Consider the following 26,325-nt stretch of genomic DNA (forward strand, 5'->3'; position numbering starts at 1 on the left):
CCAGAAAGGTATGCCGGCATGACCAAACGCCGCGTCGTCGTGACCGGACTCGGTTGCCTCGCTCCTGTCGGAAATTCCGTCGCCGAGTCCTGGGCCAACCTGTTGGCCGGGAATTCGGGCATCGACACCATCACCAAGTTCGATGTGAGCGCCTTCTCCTGCAGGTTCGCAGGGGAGGTCAAGGGTTTCGACATCAAGGACTACATCCCCGAGAAAGAAGCGCGCCACATGGACCGCTTCATCCATCTCGGGCTCGCCGCCGCCATCCAGGCGGTGCAGGACAGCGGTTTGCCCACCGGCGACGCGCTGACCGAAGAAGATGCGGTGCGCATCGGCTGCAACATCGGCTCCGGGATCGGCGGCCTGCCGCTGATCGAGGACACGCACGCCGAACTGGTCAACCGCGGCCCGCGCCGCGTGTCGCCGTTCTTCGTGCCGGCGTCGATCATCAACATGATCTCGGGCCATGTTTCCATCAAGTATGGATTCAAGGGCCCGAACATCGCGGTGGTGACGGCCTGTACCACCGGCCTGCATGCGATCGGCACTTCGGCCCGCATGATCGAATACGGCGACGCCGACGTGATGATCGCCGGCGGCGCCGAATCGACCGTCTCGCCGCTGGGCCTGGGCGGCTTCTGCGCCGCTCGCGCCGTGTCGACGCGCAACGACGACCCCAAGACCGCCTCGCGGCCCTGGGACAAGGACCGCGACGGCTTCGTGCTCGGCGAGGGTGCCGGCGTGGTCGTGCTCGAGGAGTACGAACGGGCCAAGGCGCGCGGCGCCAAGATCTACGCCGAGGTCTCCGGCTTCGGCATGAGCGGCGATGCCTTCCACATGACGGCGCCCAACGTCGACGGCCCGCGCCGCTCGATGCAGATGGCGCTGGCCAATGCGGGCGTCAATGCCGACGAGGTGCAGTACGTCAATGCGCACGGCACGTCGACGCCGCTGGGCGACCTGAACGAGACCAACGCGATCAAGAACGCCTTCGGCGATCACGCCCGCAAGCTGGTCGTGAACTCGACCAAGTCGATGACCGGCCACCTGCTGGGCGGTGCCGGCGGCATCGAGTCGGTGTTCACGATCCTCGCGCTGCATCACCAGAAGAGCCCGCCGACGATCAACATCTTCCATCAGGATCCGGAGTGCGATCTCGACTACTGCGCCAACGAGGCGCGCGACATGAAGATCGACGTCGCGGTCAAGAACAACTTCGGTTTCGGCGGCACCAACGGCACGCTGGTGTTCAAGCGCGTTTGATACTTTCCAACCCATGCACAGCGCCCCGTCGGTGAACTATCCGGTGGGGCGTTCGCGCTATGCGCGACGCCTTCTGGTCTCGCTCTGGGCGCTCGGTGTCGCCAGCGCCACGCTCGCGTCCCTGCAGGCCGACGGTTTCGACTGGCGCCAGGCGATGCTGGCGCTCAGCGCCGTCGTGGCCGGCGCGGCCGCCTGGACCGGCCTGCTGCAGAGCTCGGCGCCGGGCGAACTGGCTTTCGATGGCCGGCACTGGTCGATGTCGGGCGGCGTCCCGCTGCGCTCGGCCCGCGCCAGCGTGACCCTCGACCTGCAATCCTTGCTGCTGGTGCGCCTGGAAGCGCCTGCGCGGTCGCGGCGCTGGGTCTGGGTCGACCGCCAGGCCTTGCCCGAGCGCTGGCTGGATCTGCGGCGCGCCCTCCATGCACGCGTGGCACCGGCCGACGCGAGCCCGGCGCCGGTGCATCATCCCCGCGTATGACAGTGTCCCCGCCTCCCGTGCCGCCCGGCACCGGTCCGACCGATGCGCCCGCCGGGGCGCAAAGCCCGGGCGAGGTCGATTTCCAGCTGGTTCAGCGCACCGTCGCGGGCGACCAGAAGGCCTTCGAGCTGCTGGTCATCAAGTACCAGCGGCGGATCGAACGGCTGATCGGCCGCATGGTGCGCGACGTCAACCTGGTCGAGGATATCGCCCAGGAGACCTTCATCCGTGCCTACCGCGCGCTGCACCAGTTTCGCGGCGACGCCCAGTTCTATACCTGGCTCTACCGGATCGCGGTCAACACGGCGAAGAAGGCGCTGGTCGACATGAAGCGCGATCCGACCATCTCCGAAAGCGCCCTGCGATCGTCTTCTGACGACGACGATGAAACTTACCGGCCCGGAAACGAACCAATCAGCGACGAGACCCCCGAAACCGTGCTGGCGGCCAATGAAATCGCGGCAGCCGTCGAGGCGGCGATGGAAGCGCTGCCGGCCGAACTGCGGCAGGCGGTGACGCTGCGCGAGATCGAGGGCATGAGTTACGAAGAGATCGCCGAGGTCATGAATTGTCCGATCGGCACGGTGCGGTCGCGGATTTTCCGCGCCCGCGAGGCTATTTCGACCCGGGTCAAGCCCTTGCTGGACAACCAGTCGGGCAAGCGCTGGTAAGCAGGTGAATGAGATGAACCAAACAAAGACAGTCCAAGAGCAGGTTTCCGCGCTCGTCGACGGCCATTTGCGCGACGGCGAATTTGCCGACGTGGTGGGCAGGCTGGGTGACGACCCCGAACTGCGGGCGACCTGGCAGACCTATCACCTGGTGGGCGACGTCCTGCGCTCGGGTGGCCATGCCGCCTGCAGCGACACGTCGGCCTTCCTGTCCCGATTCCAGAGCCGCCTGGCGACCGAGCCCCCGGTGCCGTTGCGGGCGCCTGTGGCGGCCGAGCCCCCGCCGGCGCGCCTCAGGGTCGAAGCGGCCAACGAGCCGGTGTTCCGCTGGAAGCTGGTGGCCGGCGCCGCCTCGCTGGCCGCGGCGGCAGCGATCGGCTGGAACTGGGTCGGCGTTGCGGATTCCCGTGCGGCCGGCGCTCAATTGGCGCTGCAGCAGGCTGCACCGGCCGTGGTCGCCACGGCCGAGGCGACGAAGGCGGCTGCGCCGAGCCTCGCGGCGAGCCGGGTCATGATCGGCAACGGCAATCCGCAGGTCATGCTGCGCGATCCGCGTCTCGACCAACTGCTCGAAGCCCACCAGCAAGCCGGAGGCGCCTCGCAAATGCCTTCTGGCTTCCTGCGCAACGCCACCTTCGACCGGCCGTCGCGCTGACGCCAGCGCCATCAGCTTCTGCAATGACTCATTCGATGCCGATCTCCGCACGCGGATTCCTGGTTCTGGTGGCGGCGTTGTGCATGGCGCAGGTGTCGCTCGCCCAGAGCCGTCCTGCCCCGGCCGCCGCGAAAAGCCCGCCCGCCGCCGCCGGCGGCGACCTGCCTGCCATGGGGGTCGTCGAGTGGCTCGAGCGCATGCATGCGGCCGCCCGGCAGCGCAGTTATGTCGGCACCTTCGTGGTGTCGGCGCCGGCCGGCAACCTGTCGAGCGCGCGCATCTGGCATGTCTGCGAGGGCGATCTCCAGATGGAGCGCATCGAGGCCCTGTCGGGGCCGCCGCGCTCGACCTTCCGGCGCAACGACCAGGTCGTCACCTTCCTGCCCGACTCGAAGGTCGTCAAGCGCGAGAAGCGCGAGAACCTGGAGATCTTCCCCAGCCTGTCGGGCGCGCCCGATTCGTCGATCGCCGACTCGTACGGCGTGCGCGCGATCGGCAAGGACCGGGTCGCCGGATTCGACGCCGACGTGGTCCAGATCGAGCCGCGCGACGGCTTGCGCTTCGGCTACCGGGTCTGGAGCGAGCGGCGCTCGGGCCTGGTGGTCAAGCTGCAGACCCTCGACCGCGACAACAAGGTGATCGAGCAGTCGGCGTTCTCCGAACTCCAGCTCGATGCGCCGGTCAAGGTCCACGCGCTGGCGCAGATGATGGGCAGCACGGCCGGCTACCGGGTCGAGAAGTCCGAACTCGAGCGCACCACGGCCGAGCGCGAGGGCTGGGCGCTCGGCAAGCCGGTCGCCGGCTTCCGGCCGGTCAGTTCTTTCCGGCGTCCGATGGGCGGCGACGGGCTGGGCCATACCATGCAATGGACCTTCACGGATGGCCTGGCCACCGTGTCGCTGTTCATCGAGCCTTACGATGCGCAGCGCAAGCCCGAGGAAGTGCTGCTCGCGCTCGGCGCCACCTACACGCTCACCCGTCGCCTGACCGGCAAGGACGGCGACTGGTGGCTGACCGCGGTCGGCGAAGTACCCCCGCAGACTTTGGATGCGTTCGCGCAAAACCTGGTCCGCGCCCGCTAAGCGCGTCCCTGGCAGTTTTTGTCTCTCTTCAACGAAAGAAACCGATGATGCTCAAGATCGAGGCGAACACCTTCCGTTCGACCCTGATGGCCTGCGCGCTCGCGCTCGCTTCGACCACCGCGCTGCTGCCAGCGACCCCTGTCCATGCGCAGGCGCGCGCGCTGCCTGATTTCACCGACCTGGTGGACCAGGTGGGCCCGTCCGTGGTCAACATCCGCACCATCGAGAAGGTCGCACAGGGCGGCGCCAGCGGGGAGCCCGACGAGGAAATGCAGGAGTTCTTCCGCCGTTTCTTCGGCCAGCCGATGCCCGGTGTCCCGCGCCAGGGGCCGCGCCCGAATCGGCCGCAGGCGCCCGACGAGGAGCGGCCGCGCGGCGTCGGCTCGGGCTTCATCCTGTCGTCCGACGGTTACGTGATGACCAACGCGCACGTGGTCGACGGCGCCTCCGAGGTGCTGGTCACGTTGCCGGACAAGCGCGAGTTCAAGGCCCGGCTCGTCGGCGCCGACAAGCGCACCGACGTCGCGGTCGTCAAGATCGACGCCACCGGATTGCCGGCGGTCAAGGTCGGCGACGTGTCGAAGCTGCGCGTGGGCGAGTGGGTCATGGCGATCGGCTCGCCCTTCGGCCTCGAGAACACCGTCACCGCCGGCATCGTGAGCGCCAAGCAGCGCGACACCGGCGACTACCTGCCCTTCATCCAGACCGACGTCGCCATCAACCCCGGCAATTCGGGCGGTCCGCTGATCAACATGCGCGGCGAGGTGGTGGGCATCAACAGCCAGATCTACTCGCGTTCGGGCGGCTTCATGGGCATCTCGTTCTCGATCCCGATCGACGAGGCGAGCCGCGTCGCTGACCAGCTCCGTGCCTCGGGCCGCGTGTCGCGCGGGCGCATCGGCGTGCAGATCGACCAGGTCACCAAGGACGTGGCCGAATCGATCGGCCTGGGCAAGGCGCAGGGCGCGCTGGTGCGCGGCGTCGAGGCCGGTTCGCCGGGCGAGAAGGCCGGCATCGAGCCGGGCGACATCATCACCAAGTTCGACGGCAAGTCGATCGAGAAGCCGAGCGATCTGCCGCGCCTGGTGGGCAACACCAAGCCCGGCACCAAGAGCTCGATCACGGTGTTCCGCCGCGGCAGCTCGCGCGACATCAACGTGACCATCGCCGAGATCGAGCCCGACAAGCCGACCAAGGTGGCGGCCGATCGCGACGAGCCGGCGGCCAAGCCCTCGGCCTCCGCGGCCGCCAAGTCGATGGGGTTGGCGCTGAGCGACCTCACCGATGCGCAGAAGAAGGAACTCAAGCTCAAGGGTGGCGTGCGGATCGATTCCGCCACCGATGCGGCCGCGCGCGCCGGCCTGCGCGAAGGCGACGTGGTGCTGGCGGTGAGCAACACCGAGGTGGCGAACCTGAAGGAATTCGACGCCGCCCTGGCCAGGGCGGACAAGAGCAAGCCGGTCAGCCTGCTGTTCCGCCGGGGCGACTGGGCGCAGTACGCGCTCCTCCGGCCGGCCCGCTGATCGCACGATGGGCGTCAAGTGGCCCCACCCGGCAGTCGGGTTTGGGGTCATTTTTCGGCCAGTGTCGCGTGCCCACCGCAGGCTTCAAGAAATTTTTTTGACAGGCCGAACGACGTATTTTGGTTGGTGTCCACTAACTTAAAAGGTGTCTAACGATGAATTTCGGTAGAATAGGGCCCCTCTGATCGCCGCTCGTCGCATAAGCAGTCCGAGGTGCTTCACGATGCGAGATTCCCGCAGCCCGTCCACCGGCGCTCCACAGTTCGCCCACAAGTTGTTAAGCGATTGCTCCACCGACCCTGTTGATAAGTTGTTAATAAGTGGCATGTTGCTGACCTGCAACGACCCCTCCCGGGCTTTGGCCCGGCTGTACGCGCCCCCCTTTTTGCCTACAATGAAGTTCCAACTACTGCAGTTGCCATTGCTTGTTGGTTCAGGGCGCGTCTCTAGGGGACGCGCCCTTTTTTCTTGCCTGACGCCTTCTGCGCCCGAGCCAATTCAAGTACTTAAGCGTTCCCGTTGATGAATCACATCAGAAATTTTTCGATCATTGCGCACATCGATCACGGCAAGTCGACGCTTGCCGATCGCTTGATTCAACGTTGTGGCGGTCTCGCCGAACGCGAGATGGAAGCGCAGGTGCTCGACTCGATGGACATCGAGAAAGAGCGTGGGATAACCATCAAGGCACAGACCGCCGCACTGCACTACAAGGCCAAGGACGGGCAGGTCTACAACCTCAATCTGATCGACACGCCGGGCCATGTCGACTTCTCGTATGAAGTCAGTCGCTCGCTGTCGGCATGCGAAGGCGCGTTGCTCGTCGTCGATGCGAGCCAGGGCGTCGAAGCGCAGACGGTAGCCAACTGCTACACCGCGCTCGACCTCGGCGTCGAGGTGGTGCCGGTGCTCAACAAGATGGACCTGCCCAACGCGGACCCCGACAACGCGCGCACCGAAATCGAGGACGTGATCGGCATCGATGCGACCGACGCGATCCCGTGCTCCGCGAAGACCGGCATGGGCATCGAGGAAATCCTCGAGGCCGTGGTCGCGCGGATGCCGGCGCCGCGCGGCAATCCCGACGGCCCGCTGCGCGCGATGATCATCGACAGCTGGTTCGATCCCTATGTCGGCGTGGTGATGCTGGTGCGCGTGGTCGACGGCCGGCTGGTCAAGGGCGAGCGCATCAAGATGATGGCCTCGGGCGCGATGTACAACGCCGACAACATCGGCGTCTTCACGCCCGCCAACGAGCCGCGCGCCACGCTCGAGGCCGGCGAGGTCGGCTACATCATCGCCGGCATCAAGGAATTGCAGGCGGCCAAGGTCGGCGACACCGTGACCTTGATCAAGCCCGGCACCGGCGGCGCCGCGGCCACCGCGACCGAGGCGCTGCCCGGCTTCAAGGAGATCCAGCCGCAGGTGTTCGCCGGCCTCTACCCGACCGAGGCCAGCGAGTACGACTCGCTGCGCGACGCGCTCGAGAAGCTCAAGCTCAACGATTCGTCGCTGCGCTACGAGCCCGAGGTGAGCCAGGCGCTGGGCTTCGGCTTCCGCTGCGGCTTCCTGGGCCTGCTGCACATGGAGATCGTGCAGGAGCGCCTCGAGCGCGAGTTCGACCAGGACCTGATCACGACCGCGCCGAGCGTGATCTACCAGGTCATGAAGAACGACGGCGAAGTCATCATGGTGGAGAACCCGTCGAAGATGCCCGACGTCGGCAAGATGGCCGAGATCCGGGAGCCGATCGTGACGGTGCATCTCTACATGCCGCAGGAATACGTCGGCGTCGTGATGACGCTGGCCAACCAGAAGCGCGGCGTGCAGATGAACATGGCCTACCACGGCCGCCAGGTCATGCTGACCTACGAGATGCCGCTCGGCGAGATCGTGCTCGACTTCTTCGACAAGCTGAAGTCGGTCAGCCGCGGCTATGCCTCGATGGACTACGAGTTCAAGGAGTACCGGGCCTCGGACGTGGTCAAGGTCGACATCCTGCTGAATGGCGAAAAGGTCGATGCGCTGTCGATCATCGTCCACCGCAGCCAGAGCCAGTACCGCGGCCGGGCGGTGGTCTCCAAGATGCGCGAGATCATCTCGCGCCAGATGTTCGACGTCGCGATCCAGGCCGCGATCGGGGTCAACATCATCGCGCGTGAGACAATCAAGGCCCTGCGCAAGAACGTGCTCGCCAAGTGCTACGGCGGCGACATCACCCGCAAGAAGAAGCTGCTCGAGAAGCAGAAGGCGGGCAAAAAAAGAATGAAGCAGATCGGCTCGGTCGAGGTCCCGCAAGAGGCCTTCCTCGCCATCCTGCAAGTCGAAGACTAAAGATGGCATTCCTCACTTCCCTGATCCTCGCCGCTTTCGTCGGCTACATCGGCGCCTGGTATTTCGGCGCGGTCGAAGGCAACTTCGCGCTGCTGCTGTTCCTGGCCACGGTGGTCACCGGCCTCTACTGGCTGGCCGAACGCTTCTATTTCCTGCCGAAGCGCCGGCGCGCGGCCGACGCGCTCGACGCCTCGCTGGCCCAGCGGCGCGAAGAACTGGCCCGCCAGGGCATCACGCAGGTCGATACGGTCGACACCAAGGCACGCGAGCGGCTGGTCATGCAGCCCTGGTGGCTGGACTGGACCGCCGGCCTGTTCCCGGTGATCCTGGCCGTGTTCCTGCTGCGCTCCTTTTTGTTCGAGCCCTTCAAGATCCCGTCGGGCTCGATGATGCCGACCTTGCTGACCGGCGACCTGATCCTGGTCAACAAGTTCGTCTACGGGCTGCGGCTGCCGGTCATCAACACCAAGATCACCGAGGGCCGGGCGCCGGAACGCGGCGAGGTCATGGTGTTCCGCTATCCGCCCAAGCCGAGCATGGACTACATCAAGCGGGTGGTCGGCGTGCCGGGCGACGAGGTGTCCTACCTCAACAAGAAGCTCACGATCAACGGCCAGCCGGTCCCCAAGGTCGCGATCCCGGAGTATTTCGACGAGGAGACGATGCGCTACCTCAAGCAGTACAACGAGGATCTGGGCGGCAAGGAGCATCGTCTGCTCAACGACGACAACCGCCGCGCGGGGCTGTCCGAAGCCGAGATCATGCCGTTCCCGAACCAGGAAAATTGTCGTTACAGTGTCGAGGGCGTTGTGTGCAAAGTGCCGCCGGGTCACTATTTCATGATGGGCGACAACCGCGACAACTCGCTCGATTCGCGCTACTGGGGTTTCGTTCCGGACCAGAACATCGTGGGCAAGGCCTTCCTGGTGTGGATGAACTTCGGCAATCTCAAGCGCATCGGCACATTCCAATAAGCATCCGGTTCTTGATGGAGGGGTAGAGGGCATGAGAGCAAGGCAGACAGGACAAAAACAGCGCGGCATCTCGTTCATCGGGTTGCTTTTCGTCGCGATCGTGCTGGCGTGCGTCGGCGTGGTGGTGGCGCAGGTGATTCCGACGCTGATCGAATACCAGGCGATCACCAAGGCCGCCGGCAAGGCCACGGCGGGCTCGACCGTGCCCGAAGTGCGGGCCATCTTCGATCGGGCCCAGGCCATCGACGACTTCCAGTCGGTCAGCGGCAAGGACCTCGACATCAAGAAGGACGGCGACAAGGTGGTGGTGTCGTTCGCCTACGACCGCGAGATCCATCTGTTCGGCCCGGCCTACCTGCTCCTGAAGTACCGGGGCCAATCGCGTTGACGTCTTTTTCCCCGTGACCGACGGCGGCCTCGTCGCGCTGCAGGCGCGCCTCCAGCATTCCTTCGCCGATGCACGGCTGCTGCAGCAGGCGCTGACGCACCGCAGTTTTTCGGCCGACCACAACGAGCGGCTGGAGTTTCTCGGCGACTCGGTGCTGAACCTGGCGGTGTCGCACCTGCTCTACGCGCGGCTGGCGACCCTGCCGGAGGGCGACCTGTCGCGGGTCCGCGCCAACCTGGTCAAGCAGGACACGCTGCACCAGCTGGCGCTCAAGCTGGCGCTGTCGCCCTTGCTGCGGCTGGGCGAGGGCGAATCGCGCTCGGGCGGCCAGAACCGGCCGTCGATCCTGGCCGATGCGCTGGAGGCGGTGATCGGTGCCGTCTACCTCGATGCCGGCTACGCGGCGGCGCAGGCGCTGGTGCACCGGCTCTACGAGTCGGTGGCGATCAGCCCGCGCATGGAGGCGGCCTCCAAGGACCCCAAGACCGAATTGCAGGAATGGCTGCAGGGTCACAAAATGAAGCTGCCCGCCTACCGCGTCGTCGGAACGCTGGGGGCGGCACACAAGCAGACTTTCGATGTCGAATGCGAGGTGCCCGACCTGGGCCTGCGCGAACGCGGCATCGGCGGCTCGCGCCGCGCCGGCGAGCAGGCCGCCGCGGCGGCCATGTTGATCCGGCTCAAGGCGCGAGGCGCGAAGGCAACCCCATGAACGAAGTGAACGAATCCATCCTCCCCCCGGCCGGCGACGGTGCGGAGGGCGCCCGCCGCTGTGGCCTGGTGGCGATCGTCGGCAAGCCCAACGTGGGCAAGTCGACCTTGCTCAACGCCCTGGTCGGGCAGAAGATCAGCATCACCTCGCGCAAGGCACAGACCACCCGGCACCGCATCACCGGCATGCGCACGCTGGGTGCGACCCAGTTCGTCTTCGTCGACACGCCGGGCTTCCAGACCCTGCACGCCAATGCGCTCAACAAGTCGCTCAACAAGACCGTGCAGGGCGCGGTGGGCGATGTCGACCTGATCCTGTTCGTGGTCGAGGCCGGCAGTTTCACGCCGGCCGACGAGCGCGTGCTCAAGCTGCTCGGCAAGGGCATCCCGACCGTGCTGCTGGCCAACAAGCTCGACAACGTGCACCGCCGCGGCGACATCGCCCCCTGGCTGCAGACCATGCAGCAGAAGCACGAGTTCGCCGAATTCGTGCCGATGTCGGCCAAGAACGCGAAGGATGTCGAGCGCCTGTTCGGCATCTGCGAAAAGTACTTGCCCGAGCAGGACTGGTTCTATGCCGAGGACGAACTCACCGACCGGAGCGAGAAATTCCTGGCCGGGGAGTTGGTGCGCGAGAAGCTGTTCCGCCTGACCGGCGACGAACTGCCCTACACCTCGACCGTCGTTATCGACAAGTTCGAGGAAGAACCGCCCCAGAAGAAGGGCCAGAAGCGGCTGCTGCGCATCGCCGCCACGATCGTGGTCGAGCGCGACGGCCACAAGGCGATGGTCATCGGCGACAAGGGCGAGCGCATCAAGCGCATCGGCATGGAAACGCGCGTCGAGCTCGAGAAGCTGGCCGACGCCAAGGTGTTCCTCGAGCTCTGGGTCAAGGTGCGCTCGGGCTGGGCCGACGACGAAGCACGGGTCCGCTCCTTCGGATACGAGTGAGTGGCCGTCAAGCGCGTCTCGCATGAACCGGCCTATGTGCTCCACCGCTACGACTGGAGCGAGACCAGCCTGATCCTCGAGGTCTTCACGCGTCACCTGGGGCGGATCGCGCTGGTTGCCAAGGGGGCCAAGCGGCCGAGCTCCAACTTCCGGCCGGTGCTGCTGCCGCTGCAGCCGCTGCAGCTCAATTTCACCGGCGAGGCCGAGATCCGGACGCTCAAGGCGGCCGAATGGATGGGCGGCCACGTGATGCCGACCGGCGAGTCGCTGCTGTCGGGCTACTACGTCAACGAACTGCTGATGCGGCTGCTGGCCCGCGACGATCCGCACGAGCTGCTGTTCGACGCCTACGCGGCGGTGGTCCAGGTGCTGGCGAGCGACCATGGGTCGGCGCAGTCGGCGACCCAGGCGGCCGGGCTGCGGGCCTTCGAGCTGCTGCTGCTGCGCGCGGTCGGGCTGCTGCCGTCGCTGGACGCCCAGACCGCCACCCTGACGCCGCTGGCGCCGTCGGCGCGCTATGCGCTGGTGCCCGAGGCCGGGCTGCGCCAGGCAGACGATGCCGAGCCGGCGCTGCGGGCCGCCGAATGGGAGGCCCTGCAGGCGGCGCTGGACGATCGGGCGCCTTTCGCCTCGACCTTGCGCGTCTGCGCCGGCATCAACGGTGCGCTGCGTACCCAATTGCGGGTGCTGCTCAACTACCATTGCGGCGTCGCAACGCTGCACACGCGGCAGATGATGCGGGATCTGCAAGCCCTATGAGCACTCCTATGTCCACAGCCCTGTCCGTCAACCTCAACAAGGTCGCGCTGGTGCGCAACACGCGCCCGCTCGGCATCCCCAGCGTGCTGTTCGCGGCCGCACTGTGCCTGGACGCTGGCGCGCACGGGATCACCGTCCACCCGCGCCCCGACGAGCGCCACATCCGGCCACAGGACGTGCGCGACCTGGCGGGGCTGCTCAAGAAGGACTGGCCGGCGGCGGAGTTCAACATCGAGGGCAATCCGTTCCACAACCTGATGGAGTTCGTGCGCGAGCTGCGTCCGCACCAGGCGACCTTCGTCCCGGACAGCCAGACCCAGGCCACCAGCGACCATGGCTGGAGCTTCCCCGAGGACGCCGAGCGGCTGCGCCCGCTGATCGCCGAGACCCGGGCGCTGGGCGTGCGCGTGAGCCTGTTCATGGACCCGGCGCCCGAGATGATGGCGGCCGCCAAGGCGGTCGGCGCCGATCGCGTCGAGCTCTACACCGAGGGCTACGCCGCCTCGCGCGACACCTCCAAGGCGAGCCAGGTGCTGCAGCTCTACGTGGAGGCGGCGCGCGCCGCGCAGGCGGCCGGGCTCGAAGTCAATGCCGGCCACGACCTGAGCCGCGACAACCTGAGCGAATTCCTGCGCGCGGTGCCGGGCGTGCGCGAAGTCTCGATCGGCCATGCCTTCGTTTCCGATGCGCTCGAACTGGGCTACGCCGCGGCGACCCGCGAGTACCTGCGCCGGATCGAAGAAGCGCGATAGACAGAAAGACGACGCTGGCGTGATCTACGGCATCGGCACCGACATCTGCGACATCCGGCGCATTGCCGCCACCTTCGAGCGCCAGGGCGAGCGCTTCGCCCACAAGGTGCTCGGCGAGGCCGAGTTCGCGATCTGGCAGGCCCGCAGCGCGCGCTGGCCGAAGCGCGGTCTGCGCTACCTGGCGACCCGCTTTTCGGCCAAGGAGGCCTTCAGCAAGGCGGTCGGCATGGGCATGCGGATGCCGATGAGCTGGCGGCTGTGCGAAATCCTCAACGAGAAGAGCGGCAAGCCCGTGATCGTGCTGCACGGCGGCCTCAAGGACTGGTTCGAGGCCCAGGGCCTGACCGCCCATGTGACCGTGACCGACGAAACCGACTATGCGGCGAGCTTCGTCGTGGTCGAACGCAAAGAATGACCGACAAGACCTTGCATGCGCCCCTGATCATCGATGTGGCGGGGACCGAACTGACCGCGGCCGACCGCCGCCGGCTGGCCGATCCCCTGGTGGGGGGCGTGATCCATTTCGCCCGCAATTGGAACGACCGGGCACAGATGACGGCGCTCAATGCCGAGATCAAGGCGATCCGACCCGACATGCTGGTCTGTGTCGACCATGAAGGCGGGCGGGTCCAACGCTTCCGAACCGACGGCTTCACGCGCCTGCCGCCGATGCGCACGCTGGGCGAGCTCTGGATGCGCGACCCGCTGCGCGCGACGCAGGCGGCCGTCGCCTGCGGCCGGGTGCTGGGGGGCGAGCTGCGGGCCTGCGGGGTCGATTTCAGTTTTGCGCCGGTGCTCGACCTGGACTACGGCGAGAGCAGCGTGATCGGCGACCGCAGCTTCCATCGCGATCCGCGCGTGGTGGCGCTGCTGGCGCGCAGCCTGATGCACGGGCTGCTGCAGGCCGGCATGGCGAATTGCGGCAAGCACTTTCCGGGACACGGCTTCGTCAAGGCCGATTCGCATGTCGCGATTCCGGTCGACCGGCGCAGCCTCAAGGCGATCCTCGCGGACGACGCGCGGCCCTACGAATGGCTCCAGGGCACGCTCGCGGCCGTGATGCCGGCGCATGTGATCTATCCGAAGGTCGATGCCCGTCCGGCTGGTTTCTCGGCGAAATGGCTGCAGCAGGTGCTGCGCGGCAAGCTCGGCTTCGACGGCGCCGTGTTCAGCGACGACCTCAGCATGGAGGCGGCGCGTCGGATCGACGGCCAGGTCTTGAGCTACACCGACGCGGCGCTGGCCGCGCTCGACGCCGGCTGCGACCTGGCGCTGCTGTGCAACCAGAGCGTGGGGGAGGGGGCGGCGCTCGACGCGCTGCTCGACGGCATGGCCGCGGCCCGGCACGGCGGGCGCTGGCGGCCGGACCCGGCCAGCGAGCGGCGTCGCCGCGGCCTGCTGCCGCGCGGCCCGGCGTTCGACTGGGCAGGGCTCCAGGCCTCTTCCGACTACCTCCAGGCCGTGGGCTTGCTGCCCTGAGCCTTCAGACGGACGGCGTCCACAGCCGCTCGCCGCCGCCGTCGAGGTGCGTCAGGTACAGCCGGAGATCGAACTCGTGCTGGTGGTAGTCGGGCTCCATGTGCATGCAGAGCTTGTAGAAGGCCTTGTCATGCTCGCGCTCCTTCATGTGCGCCAGCTCGTGCACGACGATCATCCGCAGCCACTCGATCGGCACCTCCTTGAACAGGCTGGCCACCCGGATCTCGCGCTTGGCCTTGAGCTTGCCGCCCTGCACGCGCGAGACCGTGGTGTGGGTGCCGAGGGCGTTGCGGATCACGTGCAGCTTGTTGTCGAACACCACTTTCGAGAGCGGCTCGGCGTTGCGCAGGAATTCGCTTTTCAGGTCGCTCACGTAGTCGTAGAGCGCGCGGTCGGTGCGGATCTCGTGCGGGGCGCCGTAGCGCTTCTGCAGCCAGTCGCCGAGCCTGCCTTCGGCGACGAGTTTCTCGACCTGGGCGCGCAGCGCCGCGGGGTACGCGGCGAGGTACTTCATGCGGGTTGCGGCGTCCGCTTGCCGGGGGTGGCCGAAGGGGCCGCGGCCGCATAGGCCAGGCCGGCCGCCACGCCGCCGAACAGGTCGCCTTCGACCAGGTCGACGCCGGGGAAGGCGGCGCGCAGCGCGCTCTGGAAAGGGCGCAGCGCCGAGGAGCCCCCGGTCAGGTAGATGGCGTCGAGGTCGCTGGCCTGGAGGCCGGCGCGCTGCACGCAGTCGCGGGCGCAGGCGACCACGCTGTCGAGCAAGGCCGACAGGTGTTGCGCCATGTCGGCCGCGCTCAAGGCGGCCTGCAGGCCGCGCTCCGCGCACGACAGGTCGATCGATACCTCGCCGTTGGTCATCGAGCTGCGGATCTTGGCCTCCTCGACCTCGCTGGCGACGCGGTGGCCCTCGCGGTTGACGAGCACATTCATGAGGCGGTCGTGCAGCCGGGTGTCGAGGTAGCTGCTGCGCAGTTCCTGCACCTGGCGAACCGACTTCGGCGCTTGCAGCCAGTTGATCAGGTGCCAGGTCGAGAGGTCGAAGAAGGTGCGGCTCGGCACTTCGCGGCCCTGTGGCCCGTGGTGGCGGAAGCCCAGCAGCGGCATGGCGCAGGCGAGGCTGAGCCGCTGGTCGTAGTCGGTGCCGCCGATATGCACGCCGGTGGTGGCCAGGATGTCGCTGGCGCGATCGGGGTGGCCCATGCGCTCGGGGCCGAGCCGAACCACCGTGAAGTCGGAGGTGCCGCCGCCGATGTCGACGATCAGCACCAGCGATTCGCGCGTCACGCGGCGCTCGAAGTCGAAGGCGGCCGCGATCGGTTCGTACTGGAACGACACCTCGCCGAGTCCGGCGTTTTCGGCCGCCTGGCGCAGCGAGGCCTCGGCCTGCGCGTCGCGCTTGTCGTCGTCGTCGACGAAGCGGATCGGGCGGCCGATCACGACCCGGCCCGGGTGCGCGCCGAGCTGCTCGCGCGCCCGGCTGCCCAGCTCGGACAGGAACAGCGTGATGATGTCCTCGAAGCTGACCAGCTGGTTGTCGATCTCGGTCGGTTCCTGCATCAGCGCGCTGCCCAGGATGCTCTTGAGCGAACGCATCAGCCGGCCTTCGGTGCCGGCCAGGTAGAGCGCCATCGCCTCGCGGCCGAAATGCGTGCTCCGGTCTTCGGAATTGAAGAAGATCGCGGTCGGGATCGCGATCGCCGGGCCTTCGAGCAGCAGCGGACGGGCGCGGCCGTCCTCGCCCACGAAGGCGGCGGCGGAATTCGACGTCCCGAAGTCGATCCCGATCGCGGGGGCGGGCCGGCTCAAGACTCGCGCCGCAGGGCCGGGAACAGGATCACGTCGCGGATGCTCGGCGAGTCGGTCAGGAGCATCATCAGGCGGTCGATGCCGATGCCGCAGCCGCCGGTGGGCGGCATGCCGTATTCGAGCGCGCGCACGAAGTCGTGGTCGTAGAACATGGCCTCGTCGTCGCCGCTGTCCTTGGCCGCCACCTGGGCGTTGAAGCGCGCGGCCTGGTCCTCGGCGTCGTTGAGCTCGCTGAAGCCGTTGCCGAACTCGCGGCCCGTGATGTAGAGCTCGAAGCGCTCGGTGACCTCGGGACGCTCGTCGTTGGCGCGCGCCAGCGGCGAGATCTCGGTCGGGTGCTCCATGATGAAGGTCGGCTGCCAGAGCTTTTCTTCGACGGTTTCCTCGAAGTACATGACCTGCAGGCTCGCCAGGCTGCGCTGCGATAGCTTGTCCTTTTCTTCGCTGAGGCCGAGCTTGCGCAGGGCATTGACCAGCCAGGCGGCGTCGTCGACATTGGCGCCGGCGTCGGTGTGCTTCAGGATCGCCTCGCGGATCGTCAGCCGCTCGAAGGGCTGGGCGAGGTCGACCGGCTTGCCCTGGTATTCGAGCTGCTGGCTGCCCACCGCCTTGTCGGCGATGGTGCGGATCAGCGTCTCGGTGAAGTCCATCAGGTCGCGGTAGTTCCAGTAGGCCGCATAGAACTCCATCATCGTGAATTCCGGGTTGTGCCGGACCGAGATGCCTTCGTTGCGGTAGCTGCGGTTGATCTCGAACACGCGCTCGAAGCCGCCGACGATCAGCCGCTTGAGGTACAGCTCGGGCGCGATGCGCAGGAACATTTCCTGGTCGAGCGCGTTGTGGTGCGTCTTGAAGGGCTTGGCGTTGGCGCCGCCCGGGATCGGATGCAGCATCGGCGTCTCGACCTCGAGGAAGTCGTTGGCGACCATGAACTCGCGCAGCGCGCTGACGGCCTTGCTGCGGGCCGCGAAGCGCTCGCGCGCGGCGCCGTCGGTGATCAGGTCGACATAGCGCTGGCGGTACTTCTGCTCCTGGTCGGCCATCCCGTGGAACTTGTCGGGCAGCGGCCGCAGGCTCTTGGTCAGCAGGCGCAGCTGCGTGACCTTGACCGACAGCTCGCCGGTCTTGGTCTTCATGAGCGTGCCGACGGCGCCGATGATGTCGCCGAGGTCCCAGCGCTTGAAACCGGCGTAGGCTTCTTCGCCGATCGCGTCGCGCTGGACATAGAGCTGGATGCGGCCGGTGGCGTCTTGCAGGGTGGCGAAGCTGGCCTTGCCCATCACCCGCTTGAGCATCATGCGGCCGGCCACGCTGACCTCGATCGGCGTGGCTTCCAGCACCTCGGCCTCGGTCTCGCCGTGGGCGGCGACGAGTGCCGCCGCGCGGTGGCCGGGCTTGAAGTCGTTCGGGAACGCGACGCCCTTGCCTTCCGCCTGCGCGCCGCGCAGCGCCTTGAGCTTCTCGCGCCGTTCGGCGATGAGCTGGTTGTCGTCGACGGCGGGCGCCGAAGCGGGGGCCGCGGCGGGCGCGGGAACGGAGGGGGTCAGGTGGTCGGACATGGGCGCTGGAGTGGGGGCGCGGCAAAAAGCGCGCAACCCGCCATTTTAACGGGCGAAGGCCGAGCGCGATCGCATGCAGGGGGCCCAGGCCGGCGCCGGGCCGCCCCAAGGCGGCCTGCGGCCCCCTCGGGGGGCAGCGACCCACACGAAGTGGGGGAGCGTGGGGGCCACGGCCGGCGCCGGGCCGCCCCAAGGCGGCCTGCGGCCCCCTCGGGGGGCAGCGACCCACACGAAGTGGGGGAGCGTGGGGGCCAGCTACTTCGAGATGCCGGCCCGCGCAAGGAGGTCGCTGACGAGTTCGAGGCGCATCAGCGGGCTGTCGAGCGCCATCAGCCTCTGCTTGAGCTCGGTTTTCATCGGCAGCAATTCGCACCAGCGGTTCGCGACCCAGCCGCAATCCTCGAACCGGTACGGCTGGCCGATCGGCAGCCGCACGCCATCGCCGCCTTCCATGCGGCGCCGCTCCTCGAGGGTGTCGACCAGGCGCCGGAGGGCGTCAGCCGTGTGCTGGAGATCGTCTGGCAGGGCCAGTGGAACGTCGTCGGGGACGGCGTCGACCTCGGCGGTCCAGAGGCCGTGCTTCTGCAGTTCGCTCGAGCGCAGCCGGAAGCGTTGCGTGCCGACGCATTCGATCTGCATCAGGCCGGCCTGCGGGGCGTCGAATTCGCGGATCACGGCCAGCGTGCCGACCTCGGCGAAGGATTCGGCTTCGGCACCGGGCCGGCGAACCTCCTGGCCCTGCGTCAGCGAGACGACGCCGAAAGGGGCGCCATTGCGGTGGCAGCGGCCGATCATGTCGAGGTAGCGGACCTCGAAGATGCGCAGCGGCAGCAGCCCGTCGGGAAACAGCACCGTGCCGAGCGGGAACAAAGGAAGGGCGCGCAGAAGGGGTTGTGTCGTCATCGATGAACCTTGGCGTGGCTATCATCGCATTCCTTCACGACCAAGCGCCATGTTCTATCAGATCCCCTCGTTCCTGCTCGACGTGATCGTCGGCCTCCTGGGCGGCGCCTGCCTGCTGCGTCTCTACATGCAATACCACCGGGTGCCCTTCGGCAATCCGCTCGGGCGCTTCGTGTTCGCGGTCAGCGACTGGATCGTGCTGCCGCTGCGCCGCGTGATTCCGTCGGTGAAGCGCTGGGACCTGGCCAGCGGGGTGGCCGCCTGGCTCCTGGTGCTGGCCAAGTTCCTGCTGCTGTGGCTGCTGCTGGGCGGCATCGGACGCTGGGCCGTGCTGCCGCTGGTGTCGCTGATCGGGCTGCTTCAGCTCGCAGTGTCCGGACTGACCGCGCTGCTGATCGTCCACGCGGTGCTGTCCTGGGTGCCCAACGCATCGTCGATGCTGCACGACCTGATCGCGCGCCTGGCCGAACCGTTGGTACGGCCGCTGCGCCGCTTCATTCCGCTGGTCGGCGGCGTCGACCTTTCGGTGCTGGCCGCGATCGTGCTGCTGCAGGTGGTCGCGATCGTCCTCGGCAACCTCATGCAGGGCGCCTTCACGCTCGGGTGAAGGCGCGCGGCGCGGCTAGTCCACCGCGTCGGCGGGCTGGCGCAGCAGCATGGCCAGGGTGCTGGCGATGGTCTTGCGCAGTTCGCGGCGGTCGCAGATGAAGTCGACCGCGCCCTTGGTCTGCAGGAACTCGGCGCGCTGGAAGCCCTCGGGCAGGGTCACGCGCACGGTAGATTCGATAACGCGCGGGCCGGCGAAGCCGATCAGCGCCTTGGGCTCGGCGATGACGACGTCGCCGACGAAGGCGAAGCCGGCGCTCACGCCCCCCATCGTCGGGTCGGTCAGCACGCTGATGTAGGGCAGGCCCTTCTTGGCCAGGCGGGTGAGCGCCGCATTGGTCTTGGCCATCTGCATCAGCGACAGCAGGCCTTCCTGCATGCGCGCGCCGCCGGTGGCGGTGAAGCACACGAAAGGCACCTTCTGCTCGATGGCTGTCTCGACGCCGCGCACGAAGCGCTCGCCGACCACGCTGCCCATGCTGCCGCCCATGAAGTCGAACTCGAAGCAGGCGACCACCAGGTTGATGCTGTGCACCGAGCCGCCGATCACGACCAGGGCATCGGTCTCGCCGGTGTTCTCGAGCGCTTCCTTGAGCCGCTCGGGGTACTTGCGGCTGTCCTTGAACTTCAGGGCGTCGACCGGCAGCACTTCCTGGCCGATTTCGTAGCGGCCCTCGGGGTCGAGGAAGGCGTCGAGACGCGCCCGCGCACCGATGCGGTGGTGGTGGCCGCAGCTCGGGCAGACGTTCTGGTTGTGCTCCAGGTCGGTCTTGTAGAGCACGGTTTCGCAGCTCGGGCACTTGATCCAGAGGCCCTCGGGCATCTGGCGCCGCTCGCTCGGGTCGGTCGGCGTGATCTTGGGGGGAAGCAGTTTTTCAAGCCAGCTCATGGTGCTCCTTCGTTGGCATGGATTATCCGCCAGTCGCGGACCGGGGCAGGGCGTCGAGCGCCTGGCGGATCCCGGCCAGGAAGTCGCGCACCGCCGGCACCACCGCGTCGCGCGGCTGGCCGTCGATCAGCTGGATGATGCGGGTGCCGATCACGACCGCGTCGGCGGCCGCGCCGACCGCCTGGGCGGTGCCGGCGTCGCGGATGCCGAAGCCCACGCCGACCGGCACGCCCACGTGCCGGCGGATGCGCGGCAGCATGCGGCCGACGGCGTCGGTGTCGAGATGGCCGGCGCCGGTCACGCCCTTGAGCGAGACGTAGTAGACGTAGCCGCTGGCGATCCGGCCGACCTGCGCCATGCGCTCGTCGGTGCTGGTCGGTGCCAGCAGGAAGATCAGGTCGATGCCATGGGCCTTCAGGGCGGCGGCGAAGTCCTCGCATTCCTCGGGCGGGTAGTCGACCACCAGCAGGCCGTCGACGCCGGCCGCCGCGGCGTCGCGGATGAAGGCACCCTTGCCGTGCACGCCGTCGTAGCGCTCGACCGGGTTGGCATAGCCCATCAGCACCACCGGCGTGGCCTGGTCCTGCGCGCGGAAGGCGGCGACCATGGCCAGCACCTGCTTCATGCCGACGCCGAGCGCCAGCGCGGCCTCGCCGGCCTGCTGGATCACCGGGCCGTCGGCCATCGGGTCGGAAAACGGCACGCCGAGCTCGATCACGTCGGCACCGGCGGCGACCATGCCGTGCATCAGGGCGGGCGTGATGTCGGCATAGGGGAAGCCGGCCGTCACGTAGGGAATCAATGCCTTGCGGCCCTGTTTCTGCAGGGCGTCGAAGGTGGCGGCGATCCGGCTCATCACTTGCCTCCCTTCACTTGCAGGCCGCGCATCGACGGCCGGTCGTAGAAGTCGACCCCCGACAGGTCGGCCACGGTGCCGATGTCCTTGTCGCCGCGGCCCGAAAGGTTGACCAGGATCGACTGGTCCGGCCGCATGGTCTTCGCCAGCTTCATGGCGTAGGCGAAGGCGTGGCTCGATTCGAGCGCCGGGATGATGCCCTCGGTGCGGCACAGGTAGTGGAAGGCCTCCAGCGCCTCTGTGTCGGTGATGCCGACGTACTCGGCGCGGCCGATGTCGGCCAGGTAGGCATGCTCGGGGCCGACGCCGGGGTAGTCGAGGCCGGCGCTGATGCTGTGGGTCTCGGTGACCTGGCCGTCGTCGTTCTGCAGCAGGTAGGTGCGGTTGCCGTGCAGCACGCCCGGGCTGCCGCGCAGGATCGAGGCCGAATGCTTGCCGCTGTCCAGGCCTTCGCCGGCGGCCTCGACCCCGATCAGCCGTGTGCGCTCGAACGGGATGTACGGGTGGAAGATGCCCATCGCATTGCTGCCGCCGCCGACGCAGGCCACGACCACGTCGGGCTGGCGGCCTTCGGCCTCGCCCGTGATGCCCTGCGCCGCCAGCATGGCCGGCATCTGCGCGATGCACTCGGTGCCGATCACGCTCTGGAAGTCGCGCACCATCATCGGGTAGGGGTGCGGGCCGGCCACCGTGCCGATGATGTAGAAGGTGTTCTCGACATTGGTGACCCAGTCGCGCATGGCTTCGTTGAGCGCGTCCTTCAGGGTCTTGCTGCCCGATTCGACCGGCACCACGGTGGCGCCGAGCAGGTTCATGCGGTAGACGTTCGGGCTCTGGCGCTTGACGTCCTGGCTGCCCATGTAGACCACGCATTCGAGGCCGTAGCGGGCGCAGATGGTGGCCGTGGCCACGCCATGCTGGCCGGCGCCGGTCTCGGCGATCACGCGCGGCTTGCCCATGCGCTTGGCGAGCATGGCCTGGCCGATCGTGTTGTTGACCTTGTGGGCGCCGGTGTGGTTCAGGTCTTCGCGCTTCAGGTAGATCTGGGCGCCGCCGATCTCGCGGCTGGTGCGCGCCGCATGGTAGATCGGCGAGGGGCGGCCGACGAAATGCGCCAGCTCGTAGTGGAATTCGGCGAGGAATTCGGGGTCGTCCTTGTAGCGGGCGTAGGCGTCGCGCAGCTCGCTGATCGCGTGGGTCAGCGTCTCGCTGGCGAAGGTGCCGCCGTAGATGCCGAAATGGCCGCTGGCGTCGGGTTGCTGGTAGGTGTCCATGGTCTCGATTCGTTGGGCCGGCGCCCGCGGATCGAGGCGGGGCAGCCAGCTAGGGAAGGGCATCGGCCGCACGCACGGCGGCCACGAATGCGTGAATCTTCTCGGCGTCCTTCAGGCCCTTGGCGGCCTCGACGCCCGAACTCACGTCAACGGACAGCGACTTGCAGCGCGTCCGCAGCTGACGAATGCCATCGCCCACGTTTGCAGGTGCGAGCCCACCACTCAAGACGAGGTGAGCGTCGACGGCGGGTGGAAGAAGTGACCAATCGAATGCCTTGCCGCCACCGCCATAGGCTTCGACATGGGCGTCGAGCAGGATGGCGTGGGCGCGGGAGTAATCGGACGCGTATTTTACGAGGTCGAAGGAAGCCCCGGCGGCGCCGAGCGGAATCCGGGCCGCGCGCATGAAGCGGTGGCGGCCGCGGCCGCTGGCTTCCCAGCAAAGTTCTGGCGATTCGTCACCGTGGAACTGGGCCATGGCACCGGCCACGCGCGCCAGTGCATCGAGGGTCGCCGGCACCGATTCGTTGACGAACAGCAGCACCGGCGTCACGAAGGGCGGCAGCCGCGCGGCCAGCTCGGCGGCGCGCTCGACGCTCACCGCGCGCGGGCTGGCGGGATAGAGCACGAAGCCGATCGCATCGGCGCCGGCCGCGATGGCGGCGTCGACGTCGGCCTCACGCGTCAGGCCGCAGATCTTGATCCGGGTGCGGGCGAGCGGGGCGTTCATGGCGGACCATCATACGCAGCACCTCCGGCCTGCAGCGTCGCCTCCGGCGGCAGGCCCCAGCCGGCGTCGTACAACGGGCCGAGGAAATACAGGCCGGCCGGCGAGAAAGTCGGCGCCGCCACCACCCGGCTGCGCGCGGCCAGCACGTCGGCCATCCAGTCGGGCGGCGCGTCGCCGCGGCCGATGCGCACCAGGCAGCCCATGATGTTGCGAATCATGTGGTGCAGGAACGCGTCGGCCTCGAATTCGAAATGCCAGCGGCAGCGCTCGCCCTCGCCGTGGCGCGTGATCTCGATGCGGCGCAGGTCCTTGACCGGCGAGCGCGCCTGGCAGGCCGAGGCGCGGAAGGAGCTGAAATCGTGCTGCCCGACCAGGATGGCGGCGGCGGTCCGCATCGCATCGCCGTCGAGCGGATGCATCGTCCAGCCGACCCGGCCGGCGTCCAGGCTCGGGCGCACCGGCGATTGGGACAGCACGTACAGGTAGCGGCGGGTCAGCGCGCTGGCGCGACAGTGGAACTGGTCGGGCACCGGCTGCGCCCATTGGACCGCGATGTCGGGCGGCAGGAACCGGTTGGTGCCGCGGACCCAGGAGAAGGGCGTGCGGACGACCGAGGTATCGAAATGCACCACCTGCATCAGGCCGTGGACGCCGGTGTCGGTGCGGCCGGCGCACAGCGTCGAGATCGGCTGGGCGGCAAACTGGGCCAGGGCCGCCTCGAGCTTGTCCTGCACCGTGAGGCCCGAGAGCTGGCTTTGCCAGCCCTGGTAGGCCTGTCCGTTGTAGCGGATACCGAGGGCCAGCCTCACAGCGGAATCGGCGGCCGCATGGCCGCTCAGCGCAATTGGCCGAGCAGTTGCTTGGCTTCGGCCTTGATGTCGCCGGCGCTCTCGGCGGCGACTTCCTCGACCAGCGAGCGGGCGCCTTCGACGTCGCCCAGCGCCTTCAGTTCGCGCGCCAGCGACAGCTTGATCGCGTGCGGGTTCTCGCTGCTGTCGTCGATCGTCTCGAGGCGGCCGCGCTCGGTGTCGGGCGGGTTGCGGTTCGACAGGCCGGCCAGCGAACTCATGTCGAATTCGATGAAGCCGGAGTCGGCGGGCAGGCCGGAACGCAGCGGTGCCGGCTGGGTGCGTTCCTCGTCGGCGTGGGCCGAGGAACGCGCCATCGGCTCCAGCGCGCCGGGCGCTGTATCGAAGTCGTTCTCGAGGTCGAGGCGGCTGATGGCCGGGGCGGCCGGCCGGTGGCCGTTGAGCGGCGCCGTGACGGTGCTCGGCAGTTCGGCGGCGGCCGGGACCGGCTTGTGCACCGGGGCCGGCGTGATCGGCAGGCTGGCCGTGATGGGTGCCGGGGCGGTCGCGGCCGGTGGCGTGCTCAGTTCGAGATCGAAGTCCAGCGGTGCCACCGAGGGCACGAAGGCCGGCGGCGGCGCTTCGACTTCCGGCGCGGGCGCGAGCGGGGCGGGGGCGCTGGCAGCGGCCAGCGTGCCGGCGAAGGCGGCGGCTTCGGCGGCGGACACGCCACCCCGGCTGCCGGTCTCGTAGAGCGGATTGCCCGGATCGAGCTCCTTGCCGAGCTCGACCACGCGATTCCAGTCGCTGCCGGTGCCGCCGGTGAGCTTGTGGACGTCGGCCGCGAGCGCTTCGTAGGCGCGCAGGTCGCGGCGCTTGGCGTGGATCTCGAGCAGCTTGAGGTGGATGGCGGTGCGTTCCGGATTGACCCGCAGGGCCTCACGCAGGATTTCCTCGGCCTGCAGGTCGCGGCCATAGGCGAGGTAGACGTCGGCTTCGGCCACCGGATCGACGTCGCCGGCGTCCAGCTGGCTCGGCGAGTACGACAGCGACGACACCACGGAGTTGCCGCGGTTCTTGGTGTCGACCGATTCGCCGCCGCTGGCGCCGAAGAAGGAGTCCTTGGGGATGCGGCTTTCGATGAAGACGCTGTCGCCGGCATCGCGGCGCTTGCGGCCGAGCACGCGGTAGAGCAGGAAGCCGATCAGCAGGGCGATCAGGGCGGCCGCTCCGGCCATCAGCGGGTTGTCGAGCAGTTCGGAGAAGAAGCTCTGCTGCGCGGGCGGCGGCGGAGGCGGCGCCTTGACGACCGGCTTGGCGGCAGCGGCGGGCGGCGCCGCCGCGGGTGCGACGGCGGCCGGCGCGGCGGCTGCAGCCACCGTCGGCGCGACCACGGCCGGCGTTGTCGCCGCGGCCGGGGTTGCGGGCGCAGGGCTGGCGGCCGGCGCAGGTGCGGCAGCGGCCGGCACAGGCGCCGCAGCGGCCGGCGCCGTCGAGGCCGTGGGTGCCACCGACGCGGGAGCCGCCGCTGGGGCTGGAGCCGCTGCCGCGGGCGCCGGCGCGGCACCGGTGGCGGCCTGGATCTTGTTCAGCTCGGAGATGTTCTTGGACAGCTCGGCCACGCGCGCATTGCTGGCCTGCGCCTGCTTCGCCTGGGCGATCTGCTCTTCGGTCGGGCGGCCCGGGGCGAGGCCCTGGGAGATCTTGAGCTTGTCGCTGGATGCGTTCGCCGCATTGCGATCCTCGACATTGGCTTGCAGCTTGCCGGAGGTCTGGCGATCGGCGTCGGCGACTTTCGAGGTCGGCGCATTGTCGGCCAGGCGGCGGCGGTATTCGCCGAAGTCCTGGCTCTGGGCCGTCACGGTGCGGCGGGCCTCGGCCGCCGGGACGGCCTCCGCCTGGGGTGCGCCGGGCAGTTCGAGCACCGCGCCGGCCTTGATCCGGTTGACGTTGCCGCCGATGAAGGCGTTCGGATTGGCGCGCAGCAGCGCCACCAGCATCTGGTCGAGCGAGACCTCGGCCGGCTTGTAGGCGGCCGCGATCTTGCTGGCGGTGTCGCCCGGCTGGACCTTGACCTGCTCGCCGCCGTTCGAGGTGCGGACCGTGCCGCTGTCCGCAGCGGCGGGCGCGGGTGCGGGCGCCGCCGCGGCGACCGGGCGTTCGCGCCGCACGGGAGGTGCCTGCACTTCGGCCGGCAGGACGCGCTGCGGGGGTGCGGCGGAGATCTGCGGTGCCACCGGGGCCACCGGCGCGGCTGCCTGCCGGCTGGTCGGCGGGTCGAGCAGGACGGTGTAGTCGCGCACGACGCGTCCCGAACCCCAGTTGGCTTCGAGCAGCAGGTCGACGAAGGGCTCGCTCAGCAGGCGGTTGCTGGTGAGGCGGACCACGTAGCGGCCGTCGGCGCGCTTCTGGACGCCGACGCGGACGTCCGACAGCGCCGCGTTGTAGGGCACGCCGGCGGCACGGAAGGCCTCGGACGAGGCGATGTTGACCTTGAGGCTGTCGGCTTCGGCGGCCGTGATCTCGGTGACCTCGATCTCCGCCCGCAGGGGTTCGCCCAGCGCCGACTGAACATTCAGCCGTCCCAGCGCGAGTGCGCTGGCGTCAGCGGCCAGGCCGCCGCCCAGAGTCAGGGCGACCGCCGCGCTCAGCAGCGTGAGCTGACTCCGGCCGGGGGTCGTCGAACTCGAGGGGGTGGCCGAAAGGCGGGCCGCAGGCAACGGTTGTCGTGTCATGCTGGTAGGGGCAGCTCGGCCCAAAAGTGTAAGGGGACGTTAACATCAACACCCTGCACTGACAAGGCGACAAGGCTTATCTACCCAGTGCGTGCAAACTTCGTCATGCATTTGCCGTTGCTGTTGAGCAACGGCGCGGGCACCTGAAGGTGCCCGCAA

The 26,325-nt window shown here is 68.3% G+C and carries 26 protein-coding genes; 16 read left to right on the top strand and 10 right to left on the bottom strand.

Going from position 1 to position 26,325, the window contains the following annotated elements; all coding sequences use genetic code 11:
- Positions 1-18: 18 nt before the first annotated feature.
- The 15 genes from fabF to nagZ all read left to right on the top strand — a co-directional run bounded on the left by fabF (position 19) and on the right by nagZ (position 14,020).
- Positions 19-1,263: a beta-ketoacyl-ACP synthase II gene (gene fabF, locus QTI17_RS28145; RefSeq protein WP_286536961.1), complete on the top strand. Its 1,245-nt coding sequence runs from the start codon at positions 19-21 to the stop codon at positions 1,261-1,263.
- 13 nt (positions 1,264-1,276) lie between these two features.
- Positions 1,277-1,741, top strand: a complete 465-nt coding sequence (locus QTI17_RS28150; RefSeq protein WP_286536962.1) for a hypothetical protein — start codon at positions 1,277-1,279, stop codon at positions 1,739-1,741.
- Positions 1,738-2,412 carry an RNA polymerase sigma factor RpoE gene (gene rpoE, locus QTI17_RS28155; RefSeq protein WP_286526860.1) on the top strand — a complete coding sequence of 225 codons (675 nt, stop codon included), beginning with the start codon at positions 1,738-1,740 and terminating at the stop codon, positions 2,410-2,412. The genes QTI17_RS28150 and rpoE overlap by 4 nt, the downstream gene beginning before the upstream one ends.
- 13 nt (positions 2,413-2,425) lie before the next feature.
- On the top strand, positions 2,426-3,067 hold the full coding sequence (locus tag QTI17_RS28160) for a sigma-E factor negative regulatory protein (RefSeq protein ID WP_286536963.1): 642 nt from the start codon (positions 2,426-2,428) through the stop codon (positions 3,065-3,067).
- A gap of 23 nt (positions 3,068-3,090) precedes the next feature.
- Positions 3,091-4,149, top strand: coding sequence for a MucB/RseB C-terminal domain-containing protein (locus QTI17_RS28165; protein WP_286536964.1), 1,059 nt, complete (start codon positions 3,091-3,093; stop codon positions 4,147-4,149).
- A 44-nt stretch (positions 4,150-4,193) separates the two neighbouring features.
- Positions 4,194-5,672 carry a DegQ family serine endoprotease gene (locus QTI17_RS28170; protein ID WP_286536965.1) on the top strand — a complete coding sequence of 493 codons (1,479 nt, stop codon included), beginning with the start codon at positions 4,194-4,196 and terminating at the stop codon, positions 5,670-5,672.
- A 522-nt stretch (positions 5,673-6,194) separates the two neighbouring features.
- A complete protein-coding gene (gene lepA / locus QTI17_RS28175) occupies positions 6,195-8,006 on the top strand; it encodes a translation elongation factor 4 (protein WP_286526855.1) in 1,812 nt (603 codons plus the stop codon).
- A 2-nt stretch (positions 8,007-8,008) separates the two neighbouring features.
- Complete coding sequence (gene lepB, locus QTI17_RS28180) at positions 8,009-8,980, top strand: signal peptidase I (protein WP_286536966.1); 972 nt, start codon at positions 8,009-8,011, stop codon at positions 8,978-8,980.
- A 31-nt stretch (positions 8,981-9,011) separates the two neighbouring features.
- Positions 9,012-9,368: a DUF4845 domain-containing protein gene (locus QTI17_RS28185; protein ID WP_286526853.1), complete on the top strand. Its 357-nt coding sequence runs from the start codon at positions 9,012-9,014 to the stop codon at positions 9,366-9,368.
- 13 nt (positions 9,369-9,381) lie between these two features.
- Positions 9,382-10,080, top strand: a complete 699-nt coding sequence (rnc, locus tag QTI17_RS28190) for a ribonuclease III (protein WP_286510148.1) — start codon at positions 9,382-9,384, stop codon at positions 10,078-10,080.
- On the top strand, positions 10,077-11,030 hold the full coding sequence (era, locus tag QTI17_RS28195; protein ID WP_286536967.1) for a GTPase Era: 954 nt from the start codon (positions 10,077-10,079) through the stop codon (positions 11,028-11,030). The genes rnc and era overlap by 4 nt, the downstream gene beginning before the upstream one ends.
- On the top strand, positions 11,031-11,789 hold the full coding sequence (recO, locus tag QTI17_RS28200) for a DNA repair protein RecO (protein ID WP_286536968.1): 759 nt from the start codon (positions 11,031-11,033) through the stop codon (positions 11,787-11,789).
- 8 nt (positions 11,790-11,797) lie between these two features.
- Positions 11,798-12,541, top strand: coding sequence for a pyridoxine 5'-phosphate synthase (locus tag QTI17_RS28205; RefSeq protein WP_436411540.1), 744 nt, complete (start codon positions 11,798-11,800; stop codon positions 12,539-12,541).
- Between the two features lie 19 nt (positions 12,542-12,560).
- A complete protein-coding gene (gene acpS, locus QTI17_RS28210; RefSeq protein WP_286536970.1) occupies positions 12,561-12,956 on the top strand; it encodes a holo-ACP synthase in 396 nt (131 codons plus the stop codon).
- Positions 12,953-14,020 carry a beta-N-acetylhexosaminidase gene (gene nagZ / locus QTI17_RS28215; RefSeq protein WP_286536971.1) on the top strand — a complete coding sequence of 356 codons (1,068 nt, stop codon included), beginning with the start codon at positions 12,953-12,955 and terminating at the stop codon, positions 14,018-14,020. Before acpS ends, nagZ begins: the two co-directional genes overlap by 4 nt.
- A 4-nt stretch (positions 14,021-14,024) precedes the next feature.
- Here the strand turns inward: nagZ and QTI17_RS28220 are convergent, their stop codons facing one another.
- From QTI17_RS28220 to QTI17_RS28235, 4 genes are all read right to left on the bottom strand, one after another.
- Positions 14,025-14,534 carry a YgjP-like metallopeptidase domain-containing protein gene (locus QTI17_RS28220; protein WP_286536972.1) on the bottom strand — a complete coding sequence of 170 codons (510 nt, stop codon included), beginning with the start codon at positions 14,532-14,534 and terminating at the stop codon, positions 14,025-14,027.
- The gene (locus QTI17_RS28225; protein WP_286536973.1) at positions 14,531-15,826 is read right to left on the bottom strand and encodes an Hsp70 family protein; all 1,296 of its coding nucleotides are present in this window, start codon (positions 15,824-15,826) and stop codon (positions 14,531-14,533) included. Before QTI17_RS28225 ends, QTI17_RS28220 begins: the two co-directional genes overlap by 4 nt.
- Positions 15,823-17,385: a lysine--tRNA ligase gene (gene lysS / locus QTI17_RS28230; RefSeq protein WP_286536974.1), complete on the bottom strand. Its 1,563-nt coding sequence runs from the start codon at positions 17,383-17,385 to the stop codon at positions 15,823-15,825. Before lysS ends, QTI17_RS28225 begins: the two co-directional genes overlap by 4 nt.
- Before the next feature lie 255 nt (positions 17,386-17,640).
- Entirely contained in the window at positions 17,641-18,288 is a 648-nt protein-coding gene (locus QTI17_RS28235) for an LON peptidase substrate-binding domain-containing protein (RefSeq protein ID WP_286536975.1), read from the bottom strand.
- Between the two features lie 49 nt (positions 18,289-18,337).
- On the opposite strand from QTI17_RS28235, the gene QTI17_RS28240 reads away from it, so the two are divergent.
- Positions 18,338-18,895 carry a YggT family protein gene (locus QTI17_RS28240; RefSeq protein ID WP_286526842.1) on the top strand — a complete coding sequence of 186 codons (558 nt, stop codon included), beginning with the start codon at positions 18,338-18,340 and terminating at the stop codon, positions 18,893-18,895.
- Positions 18,896-18,910: 15 nt separating this feature from the next.
- On the opposite strand, the gene accD is transcribed toward QTI17_RS28240, so the two are convergent.
- Genes accD through QTI17_RS28270 form a run of 6 tightly spaced genes read right to left on the bottom strand, consistent with a single transcriptional unit; the run spans position 18,911 to position 26,166 of the window.
- Positions 18,911-19,783, bottom strand: a complete 873-nt coding sequence (accD, locus tag QTI17_RS28245; RefSeq protein ID WP_286510133.1) for an acetyl-CoA carboxylase, carboxyltransferase subunit beta — start codon at positions 19,781-19,783, stop codon at positions 18,911-18,913.
- 22 nt (positions 19,784-19,805) lie between these two features.
- Entirely contained in the window at positions 19,806-20,639 is an 834-nt protein-coding gene (gene trpA, locus QTI17_RS28250) for a tryptophan synthase subunit alpha (RefSeq protein ID WP_286536976.1), read from the bottom strand.
- Positions 20,639-21,913, bottom strand: coding sequence for a tryptophan synthase subunit beta (gene trpB, locus QTI17_RS28255; RefSeq protein WP_286536977.1), 1,275 nt, complete (start codon positions 21,911-21,913; stop codon positions 20,639-20,641). Before trpB ends, trpA begins: the two co-directional genes overlap by 1 nt.
- Before the next feature lie 49 nt (positions 21,914-21,962).
- A complete protein-coding gene (locus QTI17_RS28260; RefSeq protein WP_286536978.1) occupies positions 21,963-22,643 on the bottom strand; it encodes a phosphoribosylanthranilate isomerase in 681 nt (226 codons plus the stop codon).
- A complete protein-coding gene (truA, locus tag QTI17_RS28265) occupies positions 22,640-23,452 on the bottom strand; it encodes a tRNA pseudouridine(38-40) synthase TruA (protein WP_286536979.1) in 813 nt (270 codons plus the stop codon). Before truA ends, QTI17_RS28260 begins: the two co-directional genes overlap by 4 nt.
- A 26-nt stretch (positions 23,453-23,478) precedes the next feature.
- Positions 23,479-26,166: a FimV/HubP family polar landmark protein gene (locus QTI17_RS28270; protein WP_286536980.1), complete on the bottom strand. Its 2,688-nt coding sequence runs from the start codon at positions 26,164-26,166 to the stop codon at positions 23,479-23,481.
- Positions 26,167-26,325: the final 159 nt, after the last annotated feature.

This window comes from Variovorax sp. J31P179 (assembly GCF_030316985.1).
GTDB classification, from domain to species: domain Bacteria; phylum Pseudomonadota; class Gammaproteobacteria; order Burkholderiales; family Burkholderiaceae_C; genus Variovorax; species Variovorax ginsengisoli_B.

Bases quoted from the DNA above. Each gene is read 5' to 3' on its own strand.
- fabF (WP_286536961.1), top strand. From the start codon at position 19: ATGACCAAACGCCGCGTCGTCGTGACCGGACTCGGTTGCCTCGCTCCT.
- QTI17_RS28150 (WP_286536962.1), top strand. From the start codon at position 1,277: ATGCACAGCGCCCCGTCGGTGAACTATCCGGTGGGGCGTTCGCGCTAT.
- rpoE (WP_286526860.1), top strand. From the start codon at position 1,738: ATGACAGTGTCCCCGCCTCCCGTGCCGCCCGGCACCGGTCCGACCGAT.
- QTI17_RS28160 (WP_286536963.1), top strand. From the start codon at position 2,426: ATGAACCAAACAAAGACAGTCCAAGAGCAGGTTTCCGCGCTCGTCGAC.
- QTI17_RS28165 (WP_286536964.1), top strand. From the start codon at position 3,091: ATGACTCATTCGATGCCGATCTCCGCACGCGGATTCCTGGTTCTGGTG.
- QTI17_RS28170 (WP_286536965.1), top strand. From the start codon at position 4,194: ATGATGCTCAAGATCGAGGCGAACACCTTCCGTTCGACCCTGATGGCC.
- lepA (WP_286526855.1), top strand. From the start codon at position 6,195: ATGAATCACATCAGAAATTTTTCGATCATTGCGCACATCGATCACGGC.
- lepB (WP_286536966.1), top strand. From the start codon at position 8,009: ATGGCATTCCTCACTTCCCTGATCCTCGCCGCTTTCGTCGGCTACATC.
- QTI17_RS28185 (WP_286526853.1), top strand. From the start codon at position 9,012: ATGAGAGCAAGGCAGACAGGACAAAAACAGCGCGGCATCTCGTTCATC.
- era (WP_286536967.1), top strand. From the start codon at position 10,077: ATGAACGAAGTGAACGAATCCATCCTCCCCCCGGCCGGCGACGGTGCG.
- QTI17_RS28205 (WP_436411540.1), top strand. From the start codon at position 11,798: ATGTCCACAGCCCTGTCCGTCAACCTCAACAAGGTCGCGCTGGTGCGC.
- nagZ (WP_286536971.1), top strand. From the start codon at position 12,953: ATGACCGACAAGACCTTGCATGCGCCCCTGATCATCGATGTGGCGGGG.
- QTI17_RS28220 (WP_286536972.1), bottom strand. From the start codon at position 14,534: ATGAAGTACCTCGCCGCGTACCCCGCGGCGCTGCGCGCCCAGGTCGAG.
- lysS (WP_286536974.1), bottom strand. From the start codon at position 17,385: ATGTCCGACCACCTGACCCCCTCCGTTCCCGCGCCCGCCGCGGCCCCC.
- QTI17_RS28235 (WP_286536975.1), bottom strand. From the start codon at position 18,288: ATGACGACACAACCCCTTCTGCGCGCCCTTCCTTTGTTCCCGCTCGGC.
- QTI17_RS28240 (WP_286526842.1), top strand. From the start codon at position 18,338: ATGTTCTATCAGATCCCCTCGTTCCTGCTCGACGTGATCGTCGGCCTC.
- accD (WP_286510133.1), bottom strand. From the start codon at position 19,783: ATGAGCTGGCTTGAAAAACTGCTTCCCCCCAAGATCACGCCGACCGAC.
- trpA (WP_286536976.1), bottom strand. From the start codon at position 20,639: ATGAGCCGGATCGCCGCCACCTTCGACGCCCTGCAGAAACAGGGCCGC.
- trpB (WP_286536977.1), bottom strand. From the start codon at position 21,913: ATGGACACCTACCAGCAACCCGACGCCAGCGGCCATTTCGGCATCTAC.
- QTI17_RS28260 (WP_286536978.1), bottom strand. From the start codon at position 22,643: ATGAACGCCCCGCTCGCCCGCACCCGGATCAAGATCTGCGGCCTGACG.
- QTI17_RS28270 (WP_286536980.1), bottom strand. From the start codon at position 26,166: ATGACACGACAACCGTTGCCTGCGGCCCGCCTTTCGGCCACCCCCTCG.